This window comes from Dictyobacter kobayashii, from assembly GCF_003967555.1.
Taxonomy (GTDB): domain Bacteria; phylum Chloroflexota; class Ktedonobacteria; order Ktedonobacterales; family Ktedonobacteraceae; genus Dictyobacter; species Dictyobacter kobayashii.
Window position 1 is genome coordinate 3,394,001 of record NZ_BIFS01000001.1, and the last position, 22,525, is coordinate 3,416,525.

Annotated in this window: 14 protein-coding genes, 2 rRNA genes and 2 pseudogenes; 13 read left to right on the forward strand and 5 right to left on the reverse strand. The window is 48.6% G+C overall.

Annotation, left to right across the window (positions count from 1 at the left end):
• Positions 1–75: 75 nt before the first annotated feature.
• The 3 genes from EL645_RS14895 to EL645_RS14905 all read left to right on the forward strand — a co-directional run bounded on the left by EL645_RS14895 (position 76) and on the right by EL645_RS14905 (position 3,714).
• Positions 76–1,458, forward strand: a complete 1,383-nt coding sequence (locus tag EL645_RS14895) for a helix-turn-helix domain-containing protein (protein WP_126551255.1) — start codon at positions 76–78, stop codon at positions 1,456–1,458.
• A gap of 270 nt (positions 1,459–1,728) precedes the next feature.
• Positions 1,729–2,631 carry a hypothetical protein gene (locus EL645_RS14900; protein ID WP_126551256.1) on the forward strand — a complete coding sequence of 301 codons (903 nt, stop codon included), beginning with the start codon at positions 1,729–1,731 and terminating at the stop codon, positions 2,629–2,631.
• Between the two features lie 33 nt (positions 2,632–2,664).
• Positions 2,665–3,714, forward strand: a complete 1,050-nt coding sequence (locus EL645_RS14905) for a hypothetical protein (protein ID WP_126551257.1) — start codon at positions 2,665–2,667, stop codon at positions 3,712–3,714.
• Here EL645_RS14905 and moaC read toward each other — a convergent pair.
• Positions 3,711–4,225: pseudogene (gene moaC / locus EL645_RS45430) on the reverse strand (cyclic pyranopterin monophosphate synthase MoaC). The gene EL645_RS14905 and the pseudogene moaC overlap by 4 nt on opposite strands.
• A 168-nt stretch (positions 4,226–4,393) precedes the next feature.
• Positions 4,394–5,743, reverse strand: coding sequence for a helix-turn-helix domain-containing protein (locus EL645_RS14915; RefSeq protein ID WP_126551258.1), 1,350 nt, complete (start codon positions 5,741–5,743; stop codon positions 4,394–4,396).
• Positions 5,744–6,477: 734 nt separating this feature from the next.
• Between EL645_RS14915 and aroC the strand changes: the two genes are divergently transcribed.
• Entirely contained in the window at positions 6,478–7,641 is a 1,164-nt protein-coding gene (aroC, locus tag EL645_RS14920; RefSeq protein ID WP_126551259.1) for a chorismate synthase, read from the forward strand.
• Between the two features lie 207 nt (positions 7,642–7,848).
• Positions 7,849–9,486, forward strand: a complete 1,638-nt coding sequence (locus tag EL645_RS14925; protein ID WP_126551260.1) for a penicillin-binding transpeptidase domain-containing protein — start codon at positions 7,849–7,851, stop codon at positions 9,484–9,486.
• Between the two features lie 85 nt (positions 9,487–9,571).
• Here EL645_RS14925 and EL645_RS14930 read toward each other — a convergent pair whose 3' ends face one another.
• Positions 9,572–10,042, reverse strand: a complete 471-nt coding sequence (locus EL645_RS14930; RefSeq protein ID WP_126551261.1) for a Fur family transcriptional regulator — start codon at positions 10,040–10,042, stop codon at positions 9,572–9,574.
• 220 nt (positions 10,043–10,262) lie between these two features.
• Between EL645_RS14930 and EL645_RS39305 the strand changes: the two genes are divergently transcribed.
• Entirely contained in the window at positions 10,263–10,436 is a 174-nt protein-coding gene (locus tag EL645_RS39305) for a hypothetical protein (RefSeq protein WP_161977375.1), read from the forward strand.
• A 127-nt stretch (positions 10,437–10,563) separates the two neighbouring features.
• Positions 10,564–11,264, forward strand: a pseudogene (gene fdhD, locus EL645_RS14935) (formate dehydrogenase accessory sulfurtransferase FdhD).
• A 28-nt stretch (positions 11,265–11,292) separates the two neighbouring features.
• On the opposite strand, the gene EL645_RS14940 reads toward fdhD, so the two are convergent.
• The gene (locus EL645_RS14940; protein ID WP_126551262.1) at positions 11,293–11,991 is read right to left on the reverse strand and encodes a hypothetical protein; all 699 of its coding nucleotides are present in this window, start codon (positions 11,989–11,991) and stop codon (positions 11,293–11,295) included.
• A gap of 313 nt (positions 11,992–12,304) precedes the next feature.
• Here EL645_RS14940 and EL645_RS14945 point away from each other — a divergent pair, with 313 nt between their 5' ends.
• The 5 genes from EL645_RS14945 to EL645_RS14965 all read left to right on the forward strand — a co-directional run bounded on the left by EL645_RS14945 (position 12,305) and on the right by EL645_RS14965 (position 21,474).
• Positions 12,305–12,985, forward strand: coding sequence for a GAP family protein (locus EL645_RS14945; protein WP_126551263.1), 681 nt, complete (start codon positions 12,305–12,307; stop codon positions 12,983–12,985).
• 231 nt (positions 12,986–13,216) lie between these two features.
• Complete coding sequence (gene mnmE / locus EL645_RS14950; RefSeq protein ID WP_126551264.1) at positions 13,217–14,644, forward strand: tRNA uridine-5-carboxymethylaminomethyl(34) synthesis GTPase MnmE; 1,428 nt, start codon at positions 13,217–13,219, stop codon at positions 14,642–14,644.
• Between the two features lie 164 nt (positions 14,645–14,808).
• A complete protein-coding gene (locus tag EL645_RS14955; protein WP_126551265.1) occupies positions 14,809–16,044 on the forward strand; it encodes a hypothetical protein in 1,236 nt (411 codons plus the stop codon).
• Between the two features lie 680 nt (positions 16,045–16,724).
• A 16S ribosomal RNA gene (locus EL645_RS14960) occupies positions 16,725–18,204 on the forward strand.
• A 310-nt stretch (positions 18,205–18,514) separates the two neighbouring features.
• Positions 18,515–21,474: ribosomal RNA gene (locus EL645_RS14965) — 23S ribosomal RNA — on the forward strand.
• The 16S and 23S rRNA genes sit together here, the layout of an rRNA operon.
• Here the strand turns inward: EL645_RS14965 and EL645_RS44170 are convergent.
• Entirely contained in the window at positions 21,472–21,597 is a 126-nt protein-coding gene (locus EL645_RS44170) for a hypothetical protein (protein WP_281276307.1), read from the reverse strand. The genes EL645_RS14965 and EL645_RS44170 overlap by 3 nt on opposite strands.
• A gap of 59 nt (positions 21,598–21,656) precedes the next feature.
• Between EL645_RS44170 and EL645_RS14970 the strand changes: the two genes are divergently transcribed.
• Positions 21,657–22,517, forward strand: a complete 861-nt coding sequence (locus EL645_RS14970; protein WP_126551266.1) for an amidohydrolase family protein — start codon at positions 21,657–21,659, stop codon at positions 22,515–22,517.
• Positions 22,518–22,525: the final 8 nt, after the last annotated feature.

The following is a 22,525-nucleotide window of genomic DNA, read 5'->3' on the forward strand; positions in this document are numbered from 1 at the left end:
GCTAGTTTCCATTGACAATACAGAAGCTTCTAAACGAGAGCGTTTAACATACTACTCATTGAAAGGAACTATTCCATGCCATCCCTTGAAACTGCAAATGTAGGGAAGGCTGTTGCCGCAAGAGTCGGTACGAATATTCGCGAAGTTCGTACGAAATTGGGCATGACTCAAGCTCAACTGGCCGCCCCCGAATTTTCTATTTCATACATTTCGGCCATTGAGCGAGGCAAGATACGTCCCTCCTTAAAAGCCCTCTCCATCCTGGCTCGCCGCCTGGATGTACCACTGACATTCCTCCTTGAAGGGTCCCCCTCTGGCGCTGCTGAAGCACGAGCGGTTGGTTATTCTCCTGCCGATTCAGGACCTGACCAGCGTGTTGATGTTGAGTTGCTACAAGCCAATGTTCTTGTACAGCAGGGAGATTATCACCAGGCAGAAGCGTTGCTGGATCCGATCCAGCCCGACCGTGTAACCACAGATCAAGTGTACCGTCTCTACTTATTAAAGGGCCAGGTGCATTTGGGTGCGGGTGAGTACCAGGAAGCTGTGGTAGACCTGCGTAATGCTGTAGCGCAAGGTGAGGCGCTAAATGACAGTGAATATATTGAGCGGGCCCGTAACCTGTTAGGAAAATCTTACTTTTTACTCTATAACTATACTCTGGCTGTAGAAAATCACCAGCGTTGTTACGGCGCCATCGAGAATGGGCAAATTACCGATCCTGTTTTCTCACTGGAAGTGTTTAGCAACCTGGCTAATGACTATTTCCGGCTGGGTGATCTCGAAAAGGCCATTACCTATTATCATCGTGCGCTTGAAACTCTGGATGCTATGAATCGTGATAGCAAGAGTTTTGCCAGAAAATACATGGATATCAGCCAGCATTATAAAACTGTTGGTAAGCTGTCCATGGCGCGCGAATATGCGATGCAGAGCCTGGCCATCTACGAGATGCGCGACGAGCAACGCCTTGTGGGTATGACCCATCAGCGTCTGGGTAAAGCTCTGGAGAAGCAGCAAGATCTGGATGGCGCCGAGAAAGAATATCGTCAGGCGATCGCCATTGAGCGTGATCTGAATGACGAGATTTCCGCCTCCATCTGCCATACCGGCCTGGCTGAACTACTGCTCAAGCGCGGTAACTCCAAAGAGGCTGAAACAGAGGCCCAGGAAGCCTTACAGTATGCCCAGGCAGGTGGTGACTCACAGTCGCAGGGGCAGGCCTTAATTGTGCTGGCCCAGATTCGTCATCAACTCGAAGATTACGATGCGGCCGATCAATACTTCACCCAGGCTCTTGAATTGCTGGACTCCTCAAATGCCCACGAAATTGCAGCTGATGCGTACTTCCGCTATGCCAATTTATTGGAAGAGCGTGGAGACGTCAAGCGCAGTTTAACCATCATCAAAAAAGCCTATGAGCACCAGCGCCTTGGGAAGCGTGGCGATATCGAATAAGCATAGCCAATGAGAGAATGCGCCCGGCTCTACGGGCGTCAAAACTTATCACTGCGCTCCTATAAAGGGAATTATACTTAATGAATTCCTTTGTAGGAGCGCAGTTTGTTGCGTCCCACACGTCTTCAATATACAATGTACAAGAAAATGCGAACTTGAAACTTTGTTTAAATAGTTTTGAGCCATATATTTGATCCATCTCTGTCGTCTAACAGAGGTAGATATACAATACTTATTTATAGGATCGGCACCTCGGAGGAACATCCTGCAATGCCATTTACAGCCAATGACTTGAGGTATCGGGCAGAGCAAAGTTATCCATTACTGTATGCCTACTTACATAGAAATGCACAAAGATTTTTAGGTGCTTTAAAATATGATGCATTCGAAGTTGATACAGTAATTGGGCACGTCGTCGAGCAGCTTGTACGCCTGGGTATCCTGGGGGGAGAAGACCGCACCCCAAAGACCGCATTGGATCAACTGACCGATGCCCAGTTTTATGCCTTTCTTAGTCGCAGCGTGAGGAATAAAGCGATTGACCGCCTGCGTAAACGACGGTTACAGGTCAATTCAGCCGCTGAACTAGAGGGAGCGGATGAAGACGAGGGGGACAACAATCCTCTTTCAGATGCAGTAGAGTCGATATGGGGTGAAACGCCTTTCTCCACACCTGAAGCGATAACCCTGCATGTCGCTTCTCAAAGCGAGTTGCGCAATATCCTGAAGCACTGTATCGCTGTATTGAGTGCAGCTCCCAATCAGCTGCAAGCCGTCATGCAAGAGCTACAAGAGATCGGGGCAGACGACCTGGTAGACACCTTAGCGGAAGAGCTGGATTTTTCCTTTGCGGCCGAGCCCAATCCCCATATCAGCCAGCACAAAGATCATGCGCACAAAAAATTGCGCAACTGTTTACAGCAGCAAAGTTCAAATTTGACAGTTACCGTAGCTTTGCGTTTAACCATGTATACAACGAAACATTTGTCTGAAAAGAATGTATACGAGGTGGACGTTCAGACACTCGCGCAGAACGACCTTACAGTGCAAGCTGTGCGTAAAGGATTGCAAGAATTGTCTTCTGAGGGTCTCCTTGATTGGCACGGCGAGGAGATAGTACAACTTACCTCGGCCCAGATGAAACGTCTATCGCGTTTTTATAAAGAAGAGTAGAGCCAGGCATCCGACATTAAAGGAGAAGATCTTATGAACGATGAGACGATTTTTGGGAGGTCCTCTGAACTCCGCGGGAATTACAGCAAGCTAGGACAGTGGCTGCAGCAAGTTTTGCAGCTCCCCGAAACGACAACCAGTGAAACAGGTGAGCTCACAGAAGAAAATGATAGTCATTTAGAGCTTCAATTCACCGGGGACTATCATATATCTTTTTATCAGCAGCTCCCAGATTTCATCATGGCTCTACTCAATAACGATGCCCAGGCAACGGTTCACTATGCGCCTCTCCTTTTCCACCTGGCCGGATGTCACGAATGCCATCATGCTTATCTTGACCTCTATGATGCGATGCGGGCTGCTGTACAGCCGCGGGGCGTTCGACCTTTATTGGGACAGGGTACTCGTACGTTATCCGCCACACCCCATCGAATGCTCAGCCATCTCAGTCAATCGCTGATCAGCCAGGCCGAGGCTATCCTGCGCCAGGCGCGCCATGAGCACATTGATAACGATGAGGCTGCCCGTTCATTATTGCAACTGGCGTTGCGGGTGAGCGCACATATCAACCAGAGCTCACTGCGCCGGCAAGCCTTAAAAGATCTGGTGCGGGTCGCGACGTTGTTTGGAGGGGCCAGTGCACCAGCAGACCAGGAGCCCAATACCCACTCTTACACACCAGTTATGGTTGGCGCTGGCGGGGTGCGCCGTGGGAAAACATCAACGCGACCAGAGATCAATTTGCGCACCAATGCTGGCGACAACGCCATCATTCACTTGCAGGCCCGTAATTTAGAAGGTAGCGTGACCCAAAATGGAGAAACCCTGGAGTTGCACCTGCAAGATCTAGATCCAGCTCTGCGCGGCCAATTTGTCACTATCTCGGTCTTCCTGGGATCCTTGCTGGAACCAGTGCGCTGGCGCGGCGGGAATCCGCATGCCATTCGTAGCACGGTCCCGGTTGACGAAAATGGCATGCTGATCACTCCAATTGGACAGACCGAGTTGAGTATGTCGCAGGCTGAAGAGCGCAACTTACTTGAGGCCATGTTTATGTTACTGGAGGTTCGTAAAAGCAACTAGTCAGGCTGAAATGTGACTGTGCCGCTCTTACCACCACTTTTTTGTGCAATATAGGCTTGCTCCAGCGTAATAGTTGTATCTACCCCTTTGCACATATCATAAATGGTTAGCGCGGCAACTGTCACGGCAGTAAGCGCTTCGACATCGACGCCAGTTTTATAATTAGTGCGGGTACGTCCTTCTATAAAGATCAAACCTGCCTCACTATCGAACGTGAACTGCAGATCAATATGGGTCATTGGCAGAGGATGACAGAGAGGGATAATTTGAGGCGTCTGCTTGGCAGCCATAATGCCCGCGATCTTCGCCACCTCGAGCACGCTCCCTTGGAAATCTGATTGTTTTCAATTAAATGAACGGTCTCCGGCCGCATCCTCACACGCCCATGGGCAATTGCCTCTCGAACGGTCTCCGGCCTATTGGTCACATCAACCATATGAATATTGCCATGCTCATCGAGATGGGTGAGCTGAGCAGGTTTTTCAGATTGATCATGGGATTGCATTGACATAAATAAACTGTGCCCCCTTTCCGAGCACAGTATAGCATGTTCGAAAACGCAATTGTCAACGTTGGCGCCTGTGGTTAGCAGTCAGGAGTGACAACCAGGAAGATTTCATAGTTTTGCCTCAACAAAGCTATGCCGACCACCTGATTGTCAATATGGTAGTGAAACAGCTTATTTCCCAAGTTTTTGACGACTTTGGAAGGCGCGTCGAATGTGGGTAAAGGCCTCTCGTTCTTTGCCAATCTCTTCAAGTAACTGGGCGTAGCGGACAGACTCATCCGCCAATTCCTCGTGGCTACCCAAACGCTCTAGCATATCGAGTCCCTCAACGAAATGCTTACCGCCCTGATCGTAATCTGTTTTTGCGTATTCGATTCGACCGAGAACGATCAATGTATCTGCCGTAATGATTGTATCCCCAAAGGTTTGTGCCAGTTGATTAGCCTGTAGCGCAATTCTCTCGGCCTCTTTTAAATTTTGTTGCGCAAAGTACCATTCGGCATTGCGGGCCAGCAGACTGGCCTGCGTCAAATGATCCTTTAGAACGGTAGGGGATTGTAGCGCTTCATCCAGATAGCTACGAGCCTGCTGGCTATCTGTTTGCATGACGGCATGGCCCAGATAATGATAGAGCTCACTGCGCAAGCGTTTGATTATATCAAGATTGTGTAATTGAATGCTCTTATAGGCATACAACATTGCCAGTTCATTATCTTTTGCTACAGCATAATATTGACTCAGATTAGCGTAGGTTGCCTGGATACTTTGTGGAGTTGTTAATTCTTCAGTGATAGAAAGAGCTTTGTGAAAAGCCTCTAAGGCCTGCTCGAAATTTTCTAGACGTGTATGATACTGTCCCATTTGAATATAGATTTGAGCAGTAAAAAATGGATCTTGTATGCCACTCTCTTCTAATTGATTCAGGCAACGCTGATGAGCCAGTAAAGCCTGCGCGAAATTGCGCATGGCCGCATATGTCAATGCTAACTGGTGAAGAATGCGCAAATGCAGATATTGCGCGTCCAACTCTTTGGCTATCTGGATCGCCTCGGACAGGATATATTCGCTTTCCTGATACTGGCCTACTTTATAATAAGCCCAGCCTAAAAGGTAGCGCTGCTGTAATTGATGTTGTCGTTTCAATCGCCTGGTCGAGATATGTTCGAGCAGTGTGATTGCGGATGTAGCTTCTCCTTGTATAATTAGAATCTGTGCATCGAGTAAATCTAGTTCTATCTCGTCCTCTTCACGTTCGCTCAAAGCTGCAGCCGCACTGGCTCGTTCCTCCTGTTGGGATTTATTAGGGAGCAGCTGAGTGGAGCTCATACCAAGACGCGCCGCTAGAATTTCTAATGCACGGAGCGAAGGATGAATCTGGCCCCGTTCTATGGCTGAGATGTAACTGACTGAGAAATCAGGGGCGGCAAGTTGACTCTGGGTATAGTGTTGCGTGATACGTGCTGCCCGTAATTTTTCCCCTACCGTTTTGCCAATCTTTGTTGATGGTTGCTCAGGGGACATGTTTACCTCCTAAATGTAAAATTTTTTAAGTGAGAGAGTCAATAAATACACAAAATCCTGGTCAAATGTATTGTAAAATACACTTATGTATGGTGTCAATATGTTAGTGGAATCTGCATTCGAAAGATACTGTTAGATGATAGCTTGTGTTACAAATACAGTTCTTAATTTACGCCCTTAATAACGATGTAATCTGTGCATGCTTCAATAATCAAGCTAGTAAAAGCAGCAGAAAGATAGTGCTACCTACTCAAGCTATCGTGCTAGCATTTCGCTTTTTTCTGCATTTTTACTGCTTGCTTTCTACGAGATTTATGCTGAAATTTGGTGAAAAGGATGCTCATACAACATACTTGTTGGGAAGAGAGAATGAGAAATAGTTGTATATATTCTTCACTAAAACAGATTGCTTATTACACAAGTTATGGGAAATGTCACTGTGGCTGTTCTATTTTTTTAGTAATATGCAAGCGAGTAAGCGATAGGTGTACTACTATCAAAGACGTTATATATAGAGAGATGGTTTCGTGAAGACCGATTTATTGCCCACAAATTATTATATAACCACTATGAATGATTGTTTTGTTGACGGAAATGTTGAGTTTTTTTACAATGTCGTTAACTATCTTGGGCGAAAATGTTGTCTGTTGTACAATTGAGTATACTATCAGTTTCTTTTTATCAAGCTCAATGTGGAGTGAATAAGGCTGTGTATATTTTGAGGAGTTCGCATTATGTTTCGTTTCTTGACAGCCGGGGAGTCGCATGGCCCCTGCTTAACTATGATTGTCGAGGGTCTACCTGCGGGTTTAGCGGTTGAGAAAGAAGTTGTTGACGCTGATTTACGTCGACGACAGGGTGGCTATGGACGTGGAGGCCGGATGAAGATTGAGAAGGATGCTATCCGTTTCCTCGCCGGTGTACGTCATGGTAAAACGCTGGGTTCTCCAATTACCATGCAAGTGGAAAATCTGGATTGGGTAAACTGGGAAGAGCGTATGAATGCAGCACCGGTAGAAGCTGAGATGGAACCCGTCACCCGGGTGCGTCCTGGCCATGCTGATTTTACTGGTTCAGTCAAATATGGGCATGATGATGTACGCAATGTTATTGAGCGTTCAAGCTCACGTGAAACTGCTTCACGGGTAGCGGTTGGTGGCCTGTGCCGGCAGTTTCTCTCTCAATTTGGTATTACCGTGCATAGTCATGTGCTCTCGGTTGCTAATGTAGGCTATGATATTTCCCGTTCTATGACTGGTGATGCTTATCCTGAGGACATGTGGCGTCAGGTCGAAGAGTCCGCAATGCGCTGCGCCGATGCTGAACTAACTGAGAAAATGATTGCGCGCATTTTGGAAGCCAAACGTGATGGTGATACCTGTGGAGGTGTTTTTGAAGTAGCCGCCTTTGGTGTACCCATAGGGTTGGGATCTTTCAGTCAGTGGGACCGGCGTTTGAGCACACGCGTTGGTATGGCTATGATGAGTATTCCTTCTGTGAAGGGAGTAGAGATCGGGGCGGGTTTCGATGCCACCCGTACTACCGGATCACATGTACACGATGTTTTGCGCCACGAGGAAAATGGTAGCTGGTCTCATTTAACCAACAATGCGGGTGGTATTGAGGGTGGCATCTCGAATGGAGAGCCTATCGTCGTACGTGTTGGTGTCAAGCCAATTCCGACGCTGGCTCATCCTCTGCCTTCAGTTGATCTCGCCACCAAAGAGAATATTGACCAGAGCCGCTATGAGCGCAGCGATGTCTGTGTTGTACCAGCGGCAGGTGTGGTTGGAGAGGCAATGATGTCGATTGTGCTAACCGAGGCTTTACTGGATAAATTTGGCGGCGATAGTATTGAAGAAACACTGCGTAATTATCGCTCTTACCTGCAGCAATAAAAAAGAGCTGATAGGTATCACTGCAAAAAAGGAAAACTTTCATTAAAAGAAAGTTTTCCTTTTTTGCATCCTATCTCAATATCGTCTTGCTGTGCCATCTTTCCGCTTTTTTTAATGGAGCATGAATAATAAAGATAGAAGGAACATAAAATATCGAGTGGTGGTAACATAAACATAAGGGATGTGATGTAGATAGGGAGGTGGCTAATGAGTATTAATGCGAGTATTCGCTATGTAGCCAACATTTTTCTGTTTCTGTTTCTGCTTTTGAGTCTTTGCCTGGTGTACTGGCAAGTGGTTGCCGCCCCGGCACTTACGGCCAATGTGCATAATCAGCGCCATTGCTTATTACAAAATGCCCCATTGCGTGGGCGCATTCTGGATCGAAATGGAGTGGTACTGGCTCAATCCATACCTGATAAGACAGCGTTATGCGGTTATATCCGCCATTATAGTGAGCCATCTCTAGCGGGTTTGATTGGCTACTACGTGCCCGAGTATGGCCTGGTTGATGGTATTGAAAAGCAATACAGTGATATCCTGGATGGGGTAGAGAATCGCATTCCTCTTGATGATCTAATTAACCAGACCTTGCATAGCCGTTTTATTGGCAATGATATTTATCTGACCATTGATGTGCGTATTCAGCGCCTGGTCAATCAATACTTTACCCACTATCATCCAGCCACTGATGAACTCTATCAGCGCCCCTCTTTTCGTGGCATGGCCTATGAGTCAACGCGAGGAGCTGTGATTGTTTCGAATCCCCAAACAGGAGAAATTTTAGCCATGGTCAGTGCCCCAGGCTATGATCCTAATCGGATGGTACAGACATTAGCCCACGGCGACCTCTCCTATTTTAATCAGGTAAATCAGAATAAGGATCAGCCATTGCTTATGCGCCCGCTTAAGGCGCGCTATGCTCCAGGATCGATTTTTAAGACGCTAACGTTGTTAGCTGCCCTGGATATGGGTGTGACCACCCTGGACAGTCCCTGGTCGAAGCAAGAGGCTCTGGGACCCGTTGTATATGAAGGGCGATCCATTCTAGGTAATAATCTAGGGTACGGTATGTATACCTTCCATTTTCCAATTACAACTACTTATGCCTATGCCAATTCGGATAATCTCGTTTTTGCCCAGCTGGGAGTCCGGGTGGGCAGCGAAAAATGGTTGGAATATGCACAGCGCTTCTATATTGATCAGAATCTGCCATTTGATCTGCCCCTTGTTCGTAGTAGCGTGGAGAATCGAGATCATCGTCCTCTATCGACGTTACAACTGGCAAGCAATGCCTTTGGACAAGGTATCGATGATATTACGCCGTTCCAGATGACATTGATTGATAATGCAATAGCGAATAATGGAGTTCTGATGCGTCCCATATTGGTCGCGAAGATTCTGGATAAAGATGGTAATCCGGTGCAGGTATCGAGTCCCGAGGTATTGAGTATTGTGGTTGGTAAAGATATCGCCTATCAGATACGGCAAGCGATGAATGGAGTGACCACCTGTGGAAGTGCCTGGCGTCTTAACAAGACCTTTGGCTATACAGATGGCATTATTGGAAAAACGGGAACGGCAGAAGTAGGTGGTGGGCTAAAACCCCATGCCTGGATGTTAACTCAGGCTCCTTTCTGGCTTGATAATCCAGATCAAATGCCAGTTGTTTCTATTGTAGCCATGCGCGAAAATGCTGGCGAAGGTGCATACGCGGTTGGTCCTGCCATATGGCAAATGTATCAGGAGATTTTTCGCAAGGGATATATCAAGGCAACCCTGCCTCCAGCCAATAATCCTTATCTCTATTGTCCAGAGCAAGGATTATGGCAACTCCATTCTTGAGTATCGCTGGGGATATGTTTATTGCCTGGTTGGTAATGAGAAAAAGTTATAGGGCGCTAATACAGGTAATCTGCTATGTGGTTGCCTATTCTTGAGACAGCTCTTGTTCCTGAGCCAGTTCTTGCTGGATCTTTTTCCAACACACATCGCAATATCCCGCGGCCACCAGTTCTAAGGAAAGGCCATGAAAGTGATATTGTTTTTGTAGTTGCTCATTCAAATTGCCTAATAATTCTTCATTGAGATGGAATGTAGCTCGGCAGCGGCGGCAGACTAGATGATGATGGGCATGACCTTCGGCTGTCTCATATAATGGTTGCTCACCAGGGAGATGGCTCTCTCGTATCAGGCCAACGCTCTTGAGCAATTCAATCGTTCGATAGACAGTAGATAAGCTCACATACGGATTTAACTGTTGAACACGCTCCATAATCTGGTCAATGCTTAAGTGTTCTTCAGCTTCTTGAATTACACTTAGAATCATATGGCGCTGGGGCGTAAGGCGATAGCCTCGCTGGCGCAATAAATCATTACTTGACTGCAGAAAAGAATGCATCTCTGGTTCCTATCATCTTTGAGAGTGCAACGTTTTGTTGCGCATATCCTAACACGCGCGGTAATGACCGTCAATGCAATATGAGCTATCTACTCTGCCTCTGTTGCATTGATAGAGCTAGTGGCCTGACTGGAGGCGCAGAAATCGCCTGCCTATCCTGCGAGAAAAGCTAAGAGAAGCGTTTATTCCCAATGAATAGTTATGTAAAGTGCTGGAAGGTATGAATATGGTACACTGGGAACATCGCTATCTATTGGGAACAATGGTTTTTTCAATTGCTGGCAATGTGGTGCGTGATTTTGATGAAGAGCACCGACAACGCAGCCGATCATCAACGAAGGACGAAGAAGCAGGCGCATATGACACTTTCTCACAGCTGGCGTTCGGAGCTTGATCCTGAACGTGTCACGGAAATACAGGTTGTCCACTGGCAAGATAATATAGCTACTCCCAAAGAAGAGCATGTAACGGCGGAAGAACCCTTTGAAGTACGGATTGGACATCAGAGTCTGGCCGTCATCATGCGTACCCCCGGCCATGACGTGGAACTGGCGCTGGGTTTTTTGTTGTCTGAGGGTATTATTCAAGGTGCGCAAGATGTAGTTGATGTGAAAAACGAACAGGATGAGGATGGTCTGCCACTGGAAAATGTCGTCAATGTAACGCTGCGCAGTACGACCTACCAGGAATCTTTACAGCCGCAGCCAGCAAAATTTGAGCGCCACTTCGCAGTCTCAGCCAGTTGTGGTCTCTGTGGCAAGAATAGCATCGCGGACCTGATGTTATCCGTACCAGCCCTCGAAGCTGACGAAATACGTATCTCTGCTGAGACATGCTATGGATTGGCGCCCCGTCTCAGTGCCGAGCAAGCTGTATTCCGGCATACTGGAGGACTTCATGCTGCGGGCCTCTTTACCCGCGAAGGTGAATTGCTGGCATTACGTGAAGATATAGGACGGCATAACGCCGTTGATAAACTGATCGGCTATGGCCTGCAGGAGTACATTTTTCCCTATAACGAACATATCCTTATGGTGAGCGGTCGTACCTCCTTCGAAATTATTCAGAAAGCCCTGCTGGCTCGTATTCCCTGTGTGGCAGCGATCTCGGCCCCTCCAGCATGGCTGTTGAGCTTGCCGAAAAAGGTGGTATCACCTTGATTGGTTTTTTACGCAACCACTCGATGAATGTTTATACCCATCCCGAGCGCATTATTCATTGAAGAAGCAGTCGCTAACAGATGATTATGTTTACAATGCTCTGAAAAAGTGTGGTGCCCGTGGCGTATCGCGCTTGTTCTTGCCAGCTTCGGGATCTTCCTGGCTCTTCCCTGACCTGCTTTGATTCTTCGCGAAGCACCAGGAGAGAAAAACCAGCATGGCAGGTAGTAGAATAAGCAATGCTATCAGCATAAAAAGTTGTATATAATCCACTGGTTGCTGGTTTGCGATGGCATAGATTCTTGTACCACCGATCACAAGAAACATGATCATGAATGCCAGCAGTATGCTGACTGCAATCAACAATTCTCCTCGCTGCAATTTTTGATTTTGGAAAAAACTGTAGGGCCATAGGCGTTGGAATGATCTAGAGGACAGCGTGAAATAAGAAACCAACCAGATAATAATTGTCGAAACAATAGTTTTCCAACTGAATGGTGCTACCAGAGTAATGAAATAACATGTTATTCCTACTACCAAAGCGCTCACCCCGTTAGGACGAAACCTCTCCAGGAAACTTTTAGCCCAGGGAGTAAGCAGTAAAAGAATAATGCCAGGTAGAGCGAGATATGCCAGGATCATGTCCAGGTTGGCGAGTGGATGCAGGGTCAGAGGATAGATTTTGATGGTTGCGATAAGCAGCAAGATAACCACAAACCATATCAGGCAGCCATTTTTATTGTCGGCCTGGGACGGAGGCGTGCTGCTATCAGAATTTTGTATAGACATAGACAATTCCTTTTGTCATAAGTGCCCGCTGTGTAACTTCTGCAAGCTTAAATATTGCTGTTTGGTATATTGATATATAGATACAAATTATTCAGTTCTATCACATATACGCTAAGTGGTAAGATACATATTTTTACTTATAAACGAGCAAATGCGATTAATATAAAACTATGGCAATGCCCTTTTGTGCCAGGGGTATATGCTCGATGTAAGCAATGTGGGGCCTGTTAGACATTGTACTGTCTTCCAAGAGGCTTCGCCCCTTAGCGTACGTTTAATCCGAAATAATATGGTGACCTCGAAAGGAGGAACCATGGGATCCTTAATTCTCTCGCTGCTGCCTTTGATTCTCGGCGGTACACTGGTGCCAGCACAGATTATCATCAATATCTTGCTCCTCCAGAGTCCTCGACAGGGATTGCTCAAGTCGGCAGCCTATGTGTGTGGAATGACACTCTTGCGCTTGCTGCAAGGCTTGTTTTTTCTGCTGGTTCTGGGCAGGAGCACAGCCGACTCGGCAGGAAAGAGCGGCGGAAAGGGTCCAGTTGTTTCGACGTTGCTGTTGGTGCTCGGTATCCTGTTACTGATTACCGCATACAAAAAGTGGCTGAAAGAGGACGACCCGGATGCTCCACCTCCCCGGTGGTTGACCCGGATTGCGAGCCTCACTCCACTGAAAGCGTTCGGCATTGGTTTTAGCATAGTGCTCATCGGCCCGAAGTTCTGGGTTTTTACTCTGAGCGCTCTTGGCACGATTAGCGAAGCGAAAGTAGGACTACAGTCCAGTATCGTGGCTTTTTTCCTGTTTATTCTGCTGACTCAAACTTCGGTCCTGCTCCCCCTCTTTATTCGGATAATCAGTCCCAGGCGATCTCAGACCATGCTACAGAAATTCTCAACCTGGTTGACCCGCTATGATCGCGTCATTCTTATTGTGGTCTCATTCGCTTTTGGCGTGTTCTTCCTGTATCAAGGAGTGAGCGGGTTAGTGTAATAGAAGAGTGGTAGAGGTTCATTCTTATTCCTGTGATGACGAGCATCGTTAATGAAGAGGTATTTTTTTAAGGCACCCAAAGTTTTCTCTCTCAAAAAAGAATATTTGTTTATTGATCCAGTGAGCCTGGCTTTAATACTGCGGTTGGTGCTCAAGCTTGATGTATATAGCCGCTATGGGCTGTAGGAAGTTTGGTAGACTCGGAAAATTGGCTTATGATATAATCGCCATATGCATAATGATACAATAGCTGCTATCGCTACTCCGCCCGGTGTAGGTGGGGTTGGCGTCATTCGTGTGAGTGGAAGTGACGCGTTTGAATTGGTTCTCCCTCTTTTTAAGAGGCCTGGGAATCAAACCGAGCTTCCGCCCTCCCATAAATTAACATTTGGGCATATCATTGATCCGGATACCAGAGAGATTCTCGATGAGGTCCTGGTAGCCTTCATGCATGCTCCGCATACCTATACCCGTGAGCATGTGGTAGAAATTCAAGGTCATGGTGGTCCCTTAATCTTGCGCCGTATCTTGCGTGCCGTTTTAGCGCAAGGGGCGCGTATGGCTAATCCGGGCGAATTTACAATGCGCGCCTTTCTCAATGGGCGTCTGGATCTGGCCCAGGCTGAAGCTGTGATGGATCTTATTGAGTCTGAGACTGAAGCTGGCCAACGTCTAGCCTTGCAGCAGTTGCGTGGACGGCTGTCGGATCAGATCCAGCAGGCGCGCCATGCTATTCTGGGCGTGATTGCGCGTATTGAGGCGAGTATTGATTTTCCTGAAGATGATATTCCAACGCCACAGCCTGAAGAATTACGTCCTCTTATCGCCGAAGCACAGAAGCTGGTCTCTGTTTTACTGGCAGGTTCGGATCAGGGGAGGCTCTATCGCCAGGGAGTGCGCACCGCTATTATCGGGCGGCCCAATGTAGGTAAATCCAGCCTGCTCAATGCGTTTTTACGTACAGAACGCGCCATCGTCACCCCGATAGCGGGCACAACGCGTGATACTGTCGAAGAAGCCGCTAACTTACGTGGTGTTCCTCTCCACTTAATTGATACCGCTGGCATTACCCCAACGGATGATCCCGTTGAGCAAATAGGTGTGCAGCGTAGCCGTGCCGCTGCTGAGAGTGCCGATGTCGTACTACTGGTCTTTGATGGCTCTGAACCATTAACCGAACAAGATCGCCTGGTATCTGCTGAAGTTCAGCAGATGGGATTTGGTGTACAGGCAAGTAATGAAGAGGGGACTGCCCGCAAGCGTCCAGTGTTGCTGGTGCTAAATAAAGCGGATCGTGAGCAAAAGATCGACGTCTCAGAGTTGAAACAGTTATGGCCTGATAGTGTATTTATTTCCACCTCTACTTTTTCTGATACCGGCCTGAAACAATTAGAAGATACACTGACCGATTTAATATTGGCGGGCAGGATGCTTTATAGCGAGAGTGTACTTGTAACAAGTACGCGGCATCAAGAGGCCTTGCGTCGTGCCACAGAGCAACTAAAGGCATCGTTCTATTCATTAGAGCAAAATGTACCTTTGGATTTTGTTTCCATTGATTTGCGGGCTGCTTATGATGCCCTTGGCGAGGTAACTGGTGAAACAGCCAGTGACGATCTATTAGATAAGATTTTTAGTGAATTCTGTATCGGAAAATAACGTTGACATATAGTATGCTTAATGTTCGGGTGGGTAGGATGCTCTTTTTCCTACTTGTTGCATATCCGCTATCATAAATCCGATCAGGAAAAATATCACAGATTATCAATCATTGCTTGAAATATATTAACTCTTCTCGAGAGGAATTAGAGGTAAATGACAACGTGAATGTATTGAAAAATGCTTTAAATATATTGAAGAAACCTGGAGGAGTCGTTTTAACTATCGTCGCTGTTCTTTGTATCGTTCTGGCTGTGCTCTCCTATCGCCTGGTGAGTGCATCACCTGAGCAAGCGACAGCAATTGTAACTCCTACCAGGCAACCGACACCAACCAGGCCTACCCCTACTCCTAAAATTAAAGCCTCGCCCACACCTGCACCACTAATCTTGCCTGTTGAAGATCGCTCAAAAGTGCTTGGCATTGCTGGTGATCCTGCGGTCAATTATACTGGCATACCCTGGGTACGTTTAAGTTATCCAACCTGTGGCTGGGGCAATTTACGTGGCAACGTGTTGAAGAATACCATTCAAACTTACCACCACAAAGGTATTCGCGTTTTGTTTTCGATCTGCCAATCGAACGATAATAGCCTGTTCGACACGGCAAAGTTTGATGATGTTGCCCAGGCCTATCCTGATGCCGTTCAATGCGGTAATGAGCAAATGAAGCAGGACTCATCTGTGTCCTTCTTATATGTGCCACCAGCAAGATTTGCCAAATTTTATGATCTTTGTGAAACTTCAATCCACAAGGTGCGTACTGCAACACCCGTTATCCTTGGATCGTTAGATCCCCATGTAGCGGCGGCAGACTATCAATTGTTGGTAAATCAGGTCAGCTATCTGGATCAGATGCAAACAGCCATGAACACCAGTGTGCATCCGGGTGGAAACTGGAATTGGCGCAATCAAATTATTGGGCTGATTGACAGCTGGCATAATGGTTGGGCAGGAGCCAACAACTTATCTGACCTGTTTGATTTCTGGTCACAACAGTTTCAAATTGATAAGGGGCAGCTAGGTAACCACATGTGGGTAATTGAAGGTACTGGCTGTTTCAAAGGTTGCGGCATTAATGTTGATAGCCCATATGAACTGGCGGCATCGCATATTCTCACCTTGATTACAGATGTACAAACGGTCGAACAATTAAAGGTACCGTTCTTTTACTTCAGCGGTAAAGATTTCTTTGATCAAGGGGTGCAATGGCCGATAGGTATTCTCGACATGCAAAATCATCCTAAGCCTATTCGCCAGGATCTAAACATGGGGGATAGAAAGTTAGTTATGCGCTGCGGTAGTAAATCTGCTACCGTTGTAGATCAATTGCAGCTTCTGTCCAGGCTCTATGGTGGTTGTGCTTTGCCTTCAGACTACCTTAATACATTGACCAGCTAAACTGGTTAATGTTTAATTTAATAAGGAAAAAAGCCCCATAGAAAAGGACGAGATTACCTGATTAAGGTAATCTCGTCCTTTTCTATGGAAAATGCTTGACAGGGGCACCGCCGCATGGCATAATGACCTTCGTCACAGAGACAGAAAACAAATTTTCCATCAACTGGTCGAAAAATTGTAAAAGTCTGGGTGAAAACCCTTGACAAAGCCTGCCTCGATGTGCTAATATACTTTGGCTGTCGCAAAAACAATTACTTTAAGGTTCGAACCACGATAACGTGGTCCCTCAGGGATTTTAAATTCCTCACAGTGAAAATGTCCAATGCGGGCTATATGTGTCTTATATTTTGGATGTTTGAAACAATTGGTGAGGGAAAGAGACTTGAAAAACTTGTTTGAGAAAGTACTTGACAAATCCCTACGAGTATGCGATACTACGATGGCTGTGGCGAGCTAGAAAATAAGATCGCCTGGTACCTTGACAACTGAAGAGTGGAAAGCAGAACAGCAACTGGAACTCAGTGAATACACAAACCAGTTCCTGTCAATTCGGACGCTTGATGGCAACATTGAGCGGCCACATTAATCTGCGAAATAAAGCCAATGTTATAAATTGGCCATGATCGCACTTCACATGCAATTGACATCCGCTCGTTGAGCGCGATGTTCATATAAAAAATTGGATGGCGAGTTTGATCCTGGCTCAGGATAAACGCTGGCGGCGTGCCTAACACATGCAAGTCGAACGCCCTTAGCAATAAGGGAGTGGCGGACGGGTGAGGAACACGTGGGTTATCTACCCCAGGTGAGGAATACCGGCGAGAAATCGCCGACAATACCGCATATGCTCGGGAACGAGCAAAGCCCGCAAGGGCGCCTGAGGACGAGCCTGCGCTCGATTAGTTAGTTGGTGGGGTAATGGCCTACCAAGACTGCGATCGATAGCTGGTCTGAGAGGACGATCAGCCACACTGGGATTGAGAACGGCCCAGACTCCTACGGGGGGCAGCAGTGAGGAATTTTCGTCAATGGGGGCAACCCTGAACGAGCAACGCCGCGTGCAGGAAGAAGGTTTTCGGATCGTAAACTGCTTTTCTCTGGGACGAGAACGGACGGTACCAGAGGAATCAGCCCCGGCTAACTACGTGCCAGCAGCCGCGGTAATACGTAGGGGGCAAGCGTTGTCCGGATTTATTGGGCGTAAAGCGCACGCAGGCGGTCAGGTAAGTCTGTGGTGACAGTCGTCGGCTCAACCGACGAAGGACCATGGAAACTGTCTGACTTGAGGGCTTCAGAGGGACACGGAATTCCGGGTGGAGTGGTGAAATGCGTAGATATCCGGAGGAACACCGATGGCGAAGGCAGTGTCCTGGGAAGTACCTGACGCTCAGGTGCGAAAGCTAGGGGAGCGAACAGGATTAGATACCCTGGTAGTCCTAGCCGTAAACGATGACCACTAGACGTTGGGGGTATCGACCCCTTCAGTGTCGTAGTTAACACAGTAAGTGGTCCGCCTGGGGAGTACGGTCGCAAGATTAAAACTCAAAGGAATTGACGGGGACCCGCACAAGCAGCGGAGCGTGTGGTTTAATTCGATGCAACGCGAAGAACCTTACCAAGGCTTGACATGGATTTGCACCAGCCGTAACGGGCTGTCCCTTCGGGGCGGATCCACAGGTGCTGCATGGCTGTCGTCAGCTCGTGTCGTGAGATGTTGGGTTAAGTCCCGCAACGAGCGCAACCCCTGTCGTTAGTTGAATTTTTCTAGCGAAACTGCCGTTTTAAAACGGAGGAAGGCGGGGATGACGTCAAGTCAGCACGGCCCTTACGCTTTGGGCGACACACACGCTACAATGGTCAGGACAAAGAGTTGCGAACCCGCGAGGGGGAGCTAATCTCGTCAAACCTGGCCTCAGTTCAGATTGGAGGCTGCAACCCGCCTCCATGAAGTTGGAGTTGCTAGTAACCGTAGGTCAGCACACTACGGTGAATACGTTCCCGGGTCTTGTACACACCGCCCGTCACACCACGAAAGTTGGCAACACCTGAAGCCGCTGGGCTAACTCGCAAGAGAGGCAAGCGTCGAGGGTGGGGTCAGTGATTGGGGTGAAGTCGTAACAAGGTAGCCGTACCGGAAGGTGCGGCTGGATCACCTCCTTTCTAGGGAGCTTGGATGAGGTCTTTCAACGAAAGACGTTTTATACTCATCCCACTTCCAGGTCGACCAGGAATCGGTACGTGTTCACGCCAGATGGTTGGACTGGTTTCCACTCTTGAGCTGTTGGGGTACAGCGTCCCCTTCTACGGAAGGATGACGACCAACAGTGCACCTGAACAACTGAAAATAGTATTCCTTCAATTTTGCTGAGCGATTTATAGGTCAGCCAGAGTTGAAGCAGAGGATCGATTTTTTCGATGAATGAGAAAAAGTCAAAGCATTCCAGAGACATGATGTAGATCTGAACGAAGAGAACAAGCTACACAGAGTACGAGGTGGATGCCTTGGCGCTGAAGACCGAAGAAGGACGCGGAGACCGGCGAAACGTTCGGGGGAGCTGCATACAAGCGATGAACCCCGAGATTCCGAATGAGGCAACTCCTCCAGAGTGATGTCTGGAGACCGCCTGCTGAACACATAGGCAGTGACGGGGGCAGTGGGTGAACTGAAACATCTCAGTAACCCGACGAAAAGAAATCAACCGAGATTCCCGTAGTAGTGGCGAGCGAACCGGGACCAGCCCAAACCAATCATCCCTCGGGACGGTTGGGGTTGTAGGACTAGCAACACAGGAGAGATTTCTACTTGAACACGTTGGAAAGCGTGACCAGAGCGGGTGAGAGTCCCGTAGAGGACGGAGAACTTGAATTGGCTAGTATCCTGAGTACCACGAGGCACGTGAAACCTTGTGGGAAGCTGGGGGGACCACCCTCCAAGGCTACACATCTTCAGCGACCGATAGCGAACAAGTACCGTGAGGGAAAGGTGAAAAGCACCCCGAGAGGGGGATGAAAGAGACCCTGAAACCACGTACTCACCAGCAGTCAGAGGCCACTGTTCCAGGAGGAACCAAGGGCTGATGGCGTGCCTTTTGTAGAATGATCCGGCGAGTGCATCGTCGTAGCCTGGTTAACCAACGCTAAAGTTGGGGAGCCCCAGGGCAACCGAGTCTGAAGAGGGCGAACGTTGCGGCGATGCGACCCGAAACCGTGTGAGCTATCCATGAGCAGAGTGAAGCGGATGTGACAGTCCGTCGAGGCTCGAACCCACCAGTGTTGCAAAACTGGGGGATGACTTGTGGATAGGGGAGAAATTCCAATCGAACACGGAGATAGCTGGTTCTCCCCGAAATGTATTGAGGTACAGCTGTATGAAACACTATCCTGGAGGTAGAGCACTGAATGGGCTAGGGGCCTCGTGCAGGTTACCAAACCCAACCAAACTTCGAATGCCAGGACAGCATGCATGCAAGTGAGACGGCGGGGGCTAAGCTTCGTCGTCAAAAGGGAAACAGCCCAGACCATCGGCTAAGGTCTCTAAATCCGCGCTTAGTGTCAAAGGGAGTCAGTACGCCCAAACAGCCAGGATGTTGGCTTAGAAGCAGCCACCATTTAAAGAGTGCGTAATAGCTCACTGGTCGAGTGTAGTGGCACCGACAACGTATCGAGGCTCAAGCGAGGTACCGAAGCCATGGAATCCGTCGCAAGATGGATTGGTAGGGGAGCGTTCTGCGGGCAGAGAAGCCAGACCGCAAGGACTGGTGGAGCGTGCAGAAGTGAGAATGCCGGAATGAGTAGCGTCATGTCTGTGATAACCAGACACACCGAATGCCTGAGGGTTCCTGGGCACCGTCAATCGTCCCAGGGTAAGTCGGGTCCTAAGCCGAGGACGTCATAGTCGTAGGCGATGGCAAGCAGGTCAGAGATTCCTGCACCGGAGTAGCTCGTTATGAGCAATGGGGGGACGCGGTAAGGAAGGTGAGCCCATCGAATGGACAGGATGGGTCTGTGCGGTGAAGTGCGAAGCCGAGGCAAATCCCGGTTTCCTGTGCATGACACGTGCAGCGAGCGGACGTCAGTCCGCGGAAGTCATCGGCCCCTAAGCCGCCAAGAAAAGCCTCTCGCCAGAGTGTACTCCGCCCGTACCGCAAACCGACACAGGTAGGCAGGGGGAACTCTCCCCAGGTGATCGAGCGACCCTCTGTTAAGGAACTCGGCAAATTGACCCCGTACCTTCGGAAGAAGGGGTGCCCTAGTAGCGATGTCCTTCGGGATGGCGTGAGGGGGTTGCAAGAAATTGGCTCAACCGACTGTTTACCAAAAACACAGGTCTCTGCGAACGCGAAAGCGGAAGTATAGGGGCTGACTCCTGCCCAGTGCCGGAAGGTTACGAGGAGCGGTGATCGTAGCTGCGAATCTAAGCCCCGGTGAACGGCGGCCGTAACTATAACGGTCCTAAGGTAGCGAAATTCCTTGTCGGGTAAGTTCCGACCCGCACGAAAGGAGTAACGAGTTGAGCACTGTCTCGACAGAGGACTCGGCGAAATTGAAGTACCCGTGAAGATACGGGTTACCCACGACAGGACAAAAAGACCCCGTGGAGCTTTACTACACCTTGACCTCGAAACGAGGCAGAGCGTGCGTAGCATAGGTGGGAGTCGGAGAACCTATCCTTGTGGGGGTAGGGGAGACAGCAGTGAAATACCACTCTCGTTGTGTTTTGTTTCTCACACGTCACCGTGAGCCGGGACGTGGACAGGATCAGGCGGGTAGTTTGACTGGGGCGGTCGCCTCCCAAAGAGTAACGGAGGCGCCCAAAGGTTCCCTCAGGGTGGATGGACATCACCCGCAAGAGTGCAAAGGCAGAAGGGAGCTTGACTGCAAGACGGACAGGTCGAGCAGGGACGAAAGTCGGGCTTAGTGATCCCACATTCCCGAGTGGAAGGAGTGTGGCTCAACGGATAAAAGCTACCCCGGGGATAACAGGCTTATCTTGCCCAAGAGTTCACATCGACGGCAAGGTTTGGCACCTCGATGTCGGCTCGTCGCATCCTGGGGCTGGAGTAGGTCCCAAGGGTTGGGCTGTTCGCCCATGAAAGCGGCACGCGAGCTGGGTTCAGAACGTCGCGAGACAGTTCGGTCTCTATCCGTCGTGGGCGTAGGAGAATTGAGGGGCGTCATCTCCAGTACGAGAGGACCGAGATGGCTCAACCGCTGGTGTGCCAGTTGGCCTGCCCGGGCCAGAGCTGGATAGCTATGTTGAGAAGGGATAAGCGCTGAAGGCATCTAAGCGCGAAGCCGCACCCAAGACGAGTTCTCCCATCCTATTCGTAGGATCAAGATCCCAGGAAGACGACCTGGTAGATAGACGACACGTGGACGCCTGGTAACAGGTGCAGCGAAGTCGCCCTAATGATCGTACGGCTTGTTTCACCCCATCGTTGGTATCTTCATCGTGGCATTCTGAGGATGCGAGTCCGCTGCTTCAGCGATGGCTGATCTGGCGCTCGGCAAAATTGAGGGAATACTATTTCCAGTGGTTCGGTCAATCAACATTGTAAGGATTTGCTCACAGGCAAATCCTTTTTTGTTTTTAATTTTTAAGGAGCAGGGAAATGCTCATCGATTTTCATACCCATATCTTTCCCCCTGATGTTTGTGCCCAGCGCGAACGTTATTGTGAACGAGATCCCTGGTTTCGAACCCTCTATGCCAATCCTCGTGCTCATATGGCCAGTGCCGAAGACCTTATCGCTGAAATGGATACAGCTGGCGTTGCTGCATCAGTTACCTTTGCATTTTCCTGGACTGACCCTGGATTGATTGAAGCCTCTAACAGCTATGTGATCGACGCTATGCGACGATATCCAGGCCGTCTCTATGGCATGGCTGTTATACAGCCTTTAGCCGGTAAACGGGCCGTAAGCGAGCTAGAGCGTTGTGCTGAGGCGGGTATGATTGGTCTGGGTGAGTTAATGCCACATGGCCAGGGATATAGTTTAAGTGATATTCATCTACTCTCTCCTTTGCTAGAAGTTGTTCGCCACTATCAGATGCTGGTCCTTTCCCATTGTAGCGAGCCTGTTGGTCATGCGTATCCAGGCAAAGGGAATGTCTCAGTGCAGGATGTGATTACATTCTTGACTGCCTTTCCCGATGTTCGTTTTATTGCCGCTCATTGGGGTGGCGGGCTGCCTTTCTACACTTTGATGCCAGAGATCCAGAGTATCGCCTCACATGTGTGGTATGATACAGCTGCAACACCTTTTTTATATCGACCAGAAATATTTTCCGCGGTCGCACAATTAGTAGGTGCTGACCGTATTCTTTTTGGTAGTGACTATGGCCTCTTACGACAAAAACGTGTCATCAAACATATACAACAGACGGGCCTGAATACTGCTGAGTTGGATATGGTGCTTGGAAATAATGCGCGGAGCTTGTTAAGTTTATACGATCCCGCCTTGCGAGGATAAGAGTATAG

What these genes read in the sequence shown, in the direction of transcription:
- EL645_RS44170 (WP_281276307.1), bottom strand. Translation starts at nt 21,597, where the DNA reads ATGTTGATTGACCGAACCACTGGAAATAGTATTCCCTCAATTTTGCCG.
- EL645_RS14900 (WP_126551256.1), top strand. Translation starts at nt 1,729, where the DNA reads ATGCCATTTACAGCCAATGACTTGAGGTATCGGGCAGAGCAAAGTTAT.
- EL645_RS14970 (WP_126551266.1), top strand. Translation starts at nt 21,657, where the DNA reads ATGCTCATCGATTTTCATACCCATATCTTTCCCCCTGATGTTTGTGCC.
- EL645_RS14905 (WP_126551257.1), top strand. Translation starts at nt 2,665, where the DNA reads ATGAACGATGAGACGATTTTTGGGAGGTCCTCTGAACTCCGCGGGAAT.
- EL645_RS14925 (WP_126551260.1), top strand. Translation starts at nt 7,849, where the DNA reads ATGAGTATTAATGCGAGTATTCGCTATGTAGCCAACATTTTTCTGTTT.
- EL645_RS14930 (WP_126551261.1), bottom strand. Translation starts at nt 10,042, where the DNA reads ATGCATTCTTTTCTGCAGTCAAGTAATGATTTATTGCGCCAGCGAGGC.
- EL645_RS14940 (WP_126551262.1), bottom strand. Translation starts at nt 11,991, where the DNA reads ATGTCTATACAAAATTCTGATAGCAGCACGCCTCCGTCCCAGGCCGAC.
- EL645_RS39305 (WP_161977375.1), top strand. Translation starts at nt 10,263, where the DNA reads ATGAATATGGTACACTGGGAACATCGCTATCTATTGGGAACAATGGTT.
- mnmE (WP_126551264.1), top strand. Translation starts at nt 13,217, where the DNA reads ATGCATAATGATACAATAGCTGCTATCGCTACTCCGCCCGGTGTAGGT.
- EL645_RS14895 (WP_126551255.1), top strand. Translation starts at nt 76, where the DNA reads ATGCCATCCCTTGAAACTGCAAATGTAGGGAAGGCTGTTGCCGCAAGA.
- aroC (WP_126551259.1), top strand. Translation starts at nt 6,478, where the DNA reads ATGTTTCGTTTCTTGACAGCCGGGGAGTCGCATGGCCCCTGCTTAACT.
- EL645_RS14945 (WP_126551263.1), top strand. Translation starts at nt 12,305, where the DNA reads ATGGGATCCTTAATTCTCTCGCTGCTGCCTTTGATTCTCGGCGGTACA.
- EL645_RS14915 (WP_126551258.1), bottom strand. Translation starts at nt 5,743, where the DNA reads ATGTCCCCTGAGCAACCATCAACAAAGATTGGCAAAACGGTAGGGGAA.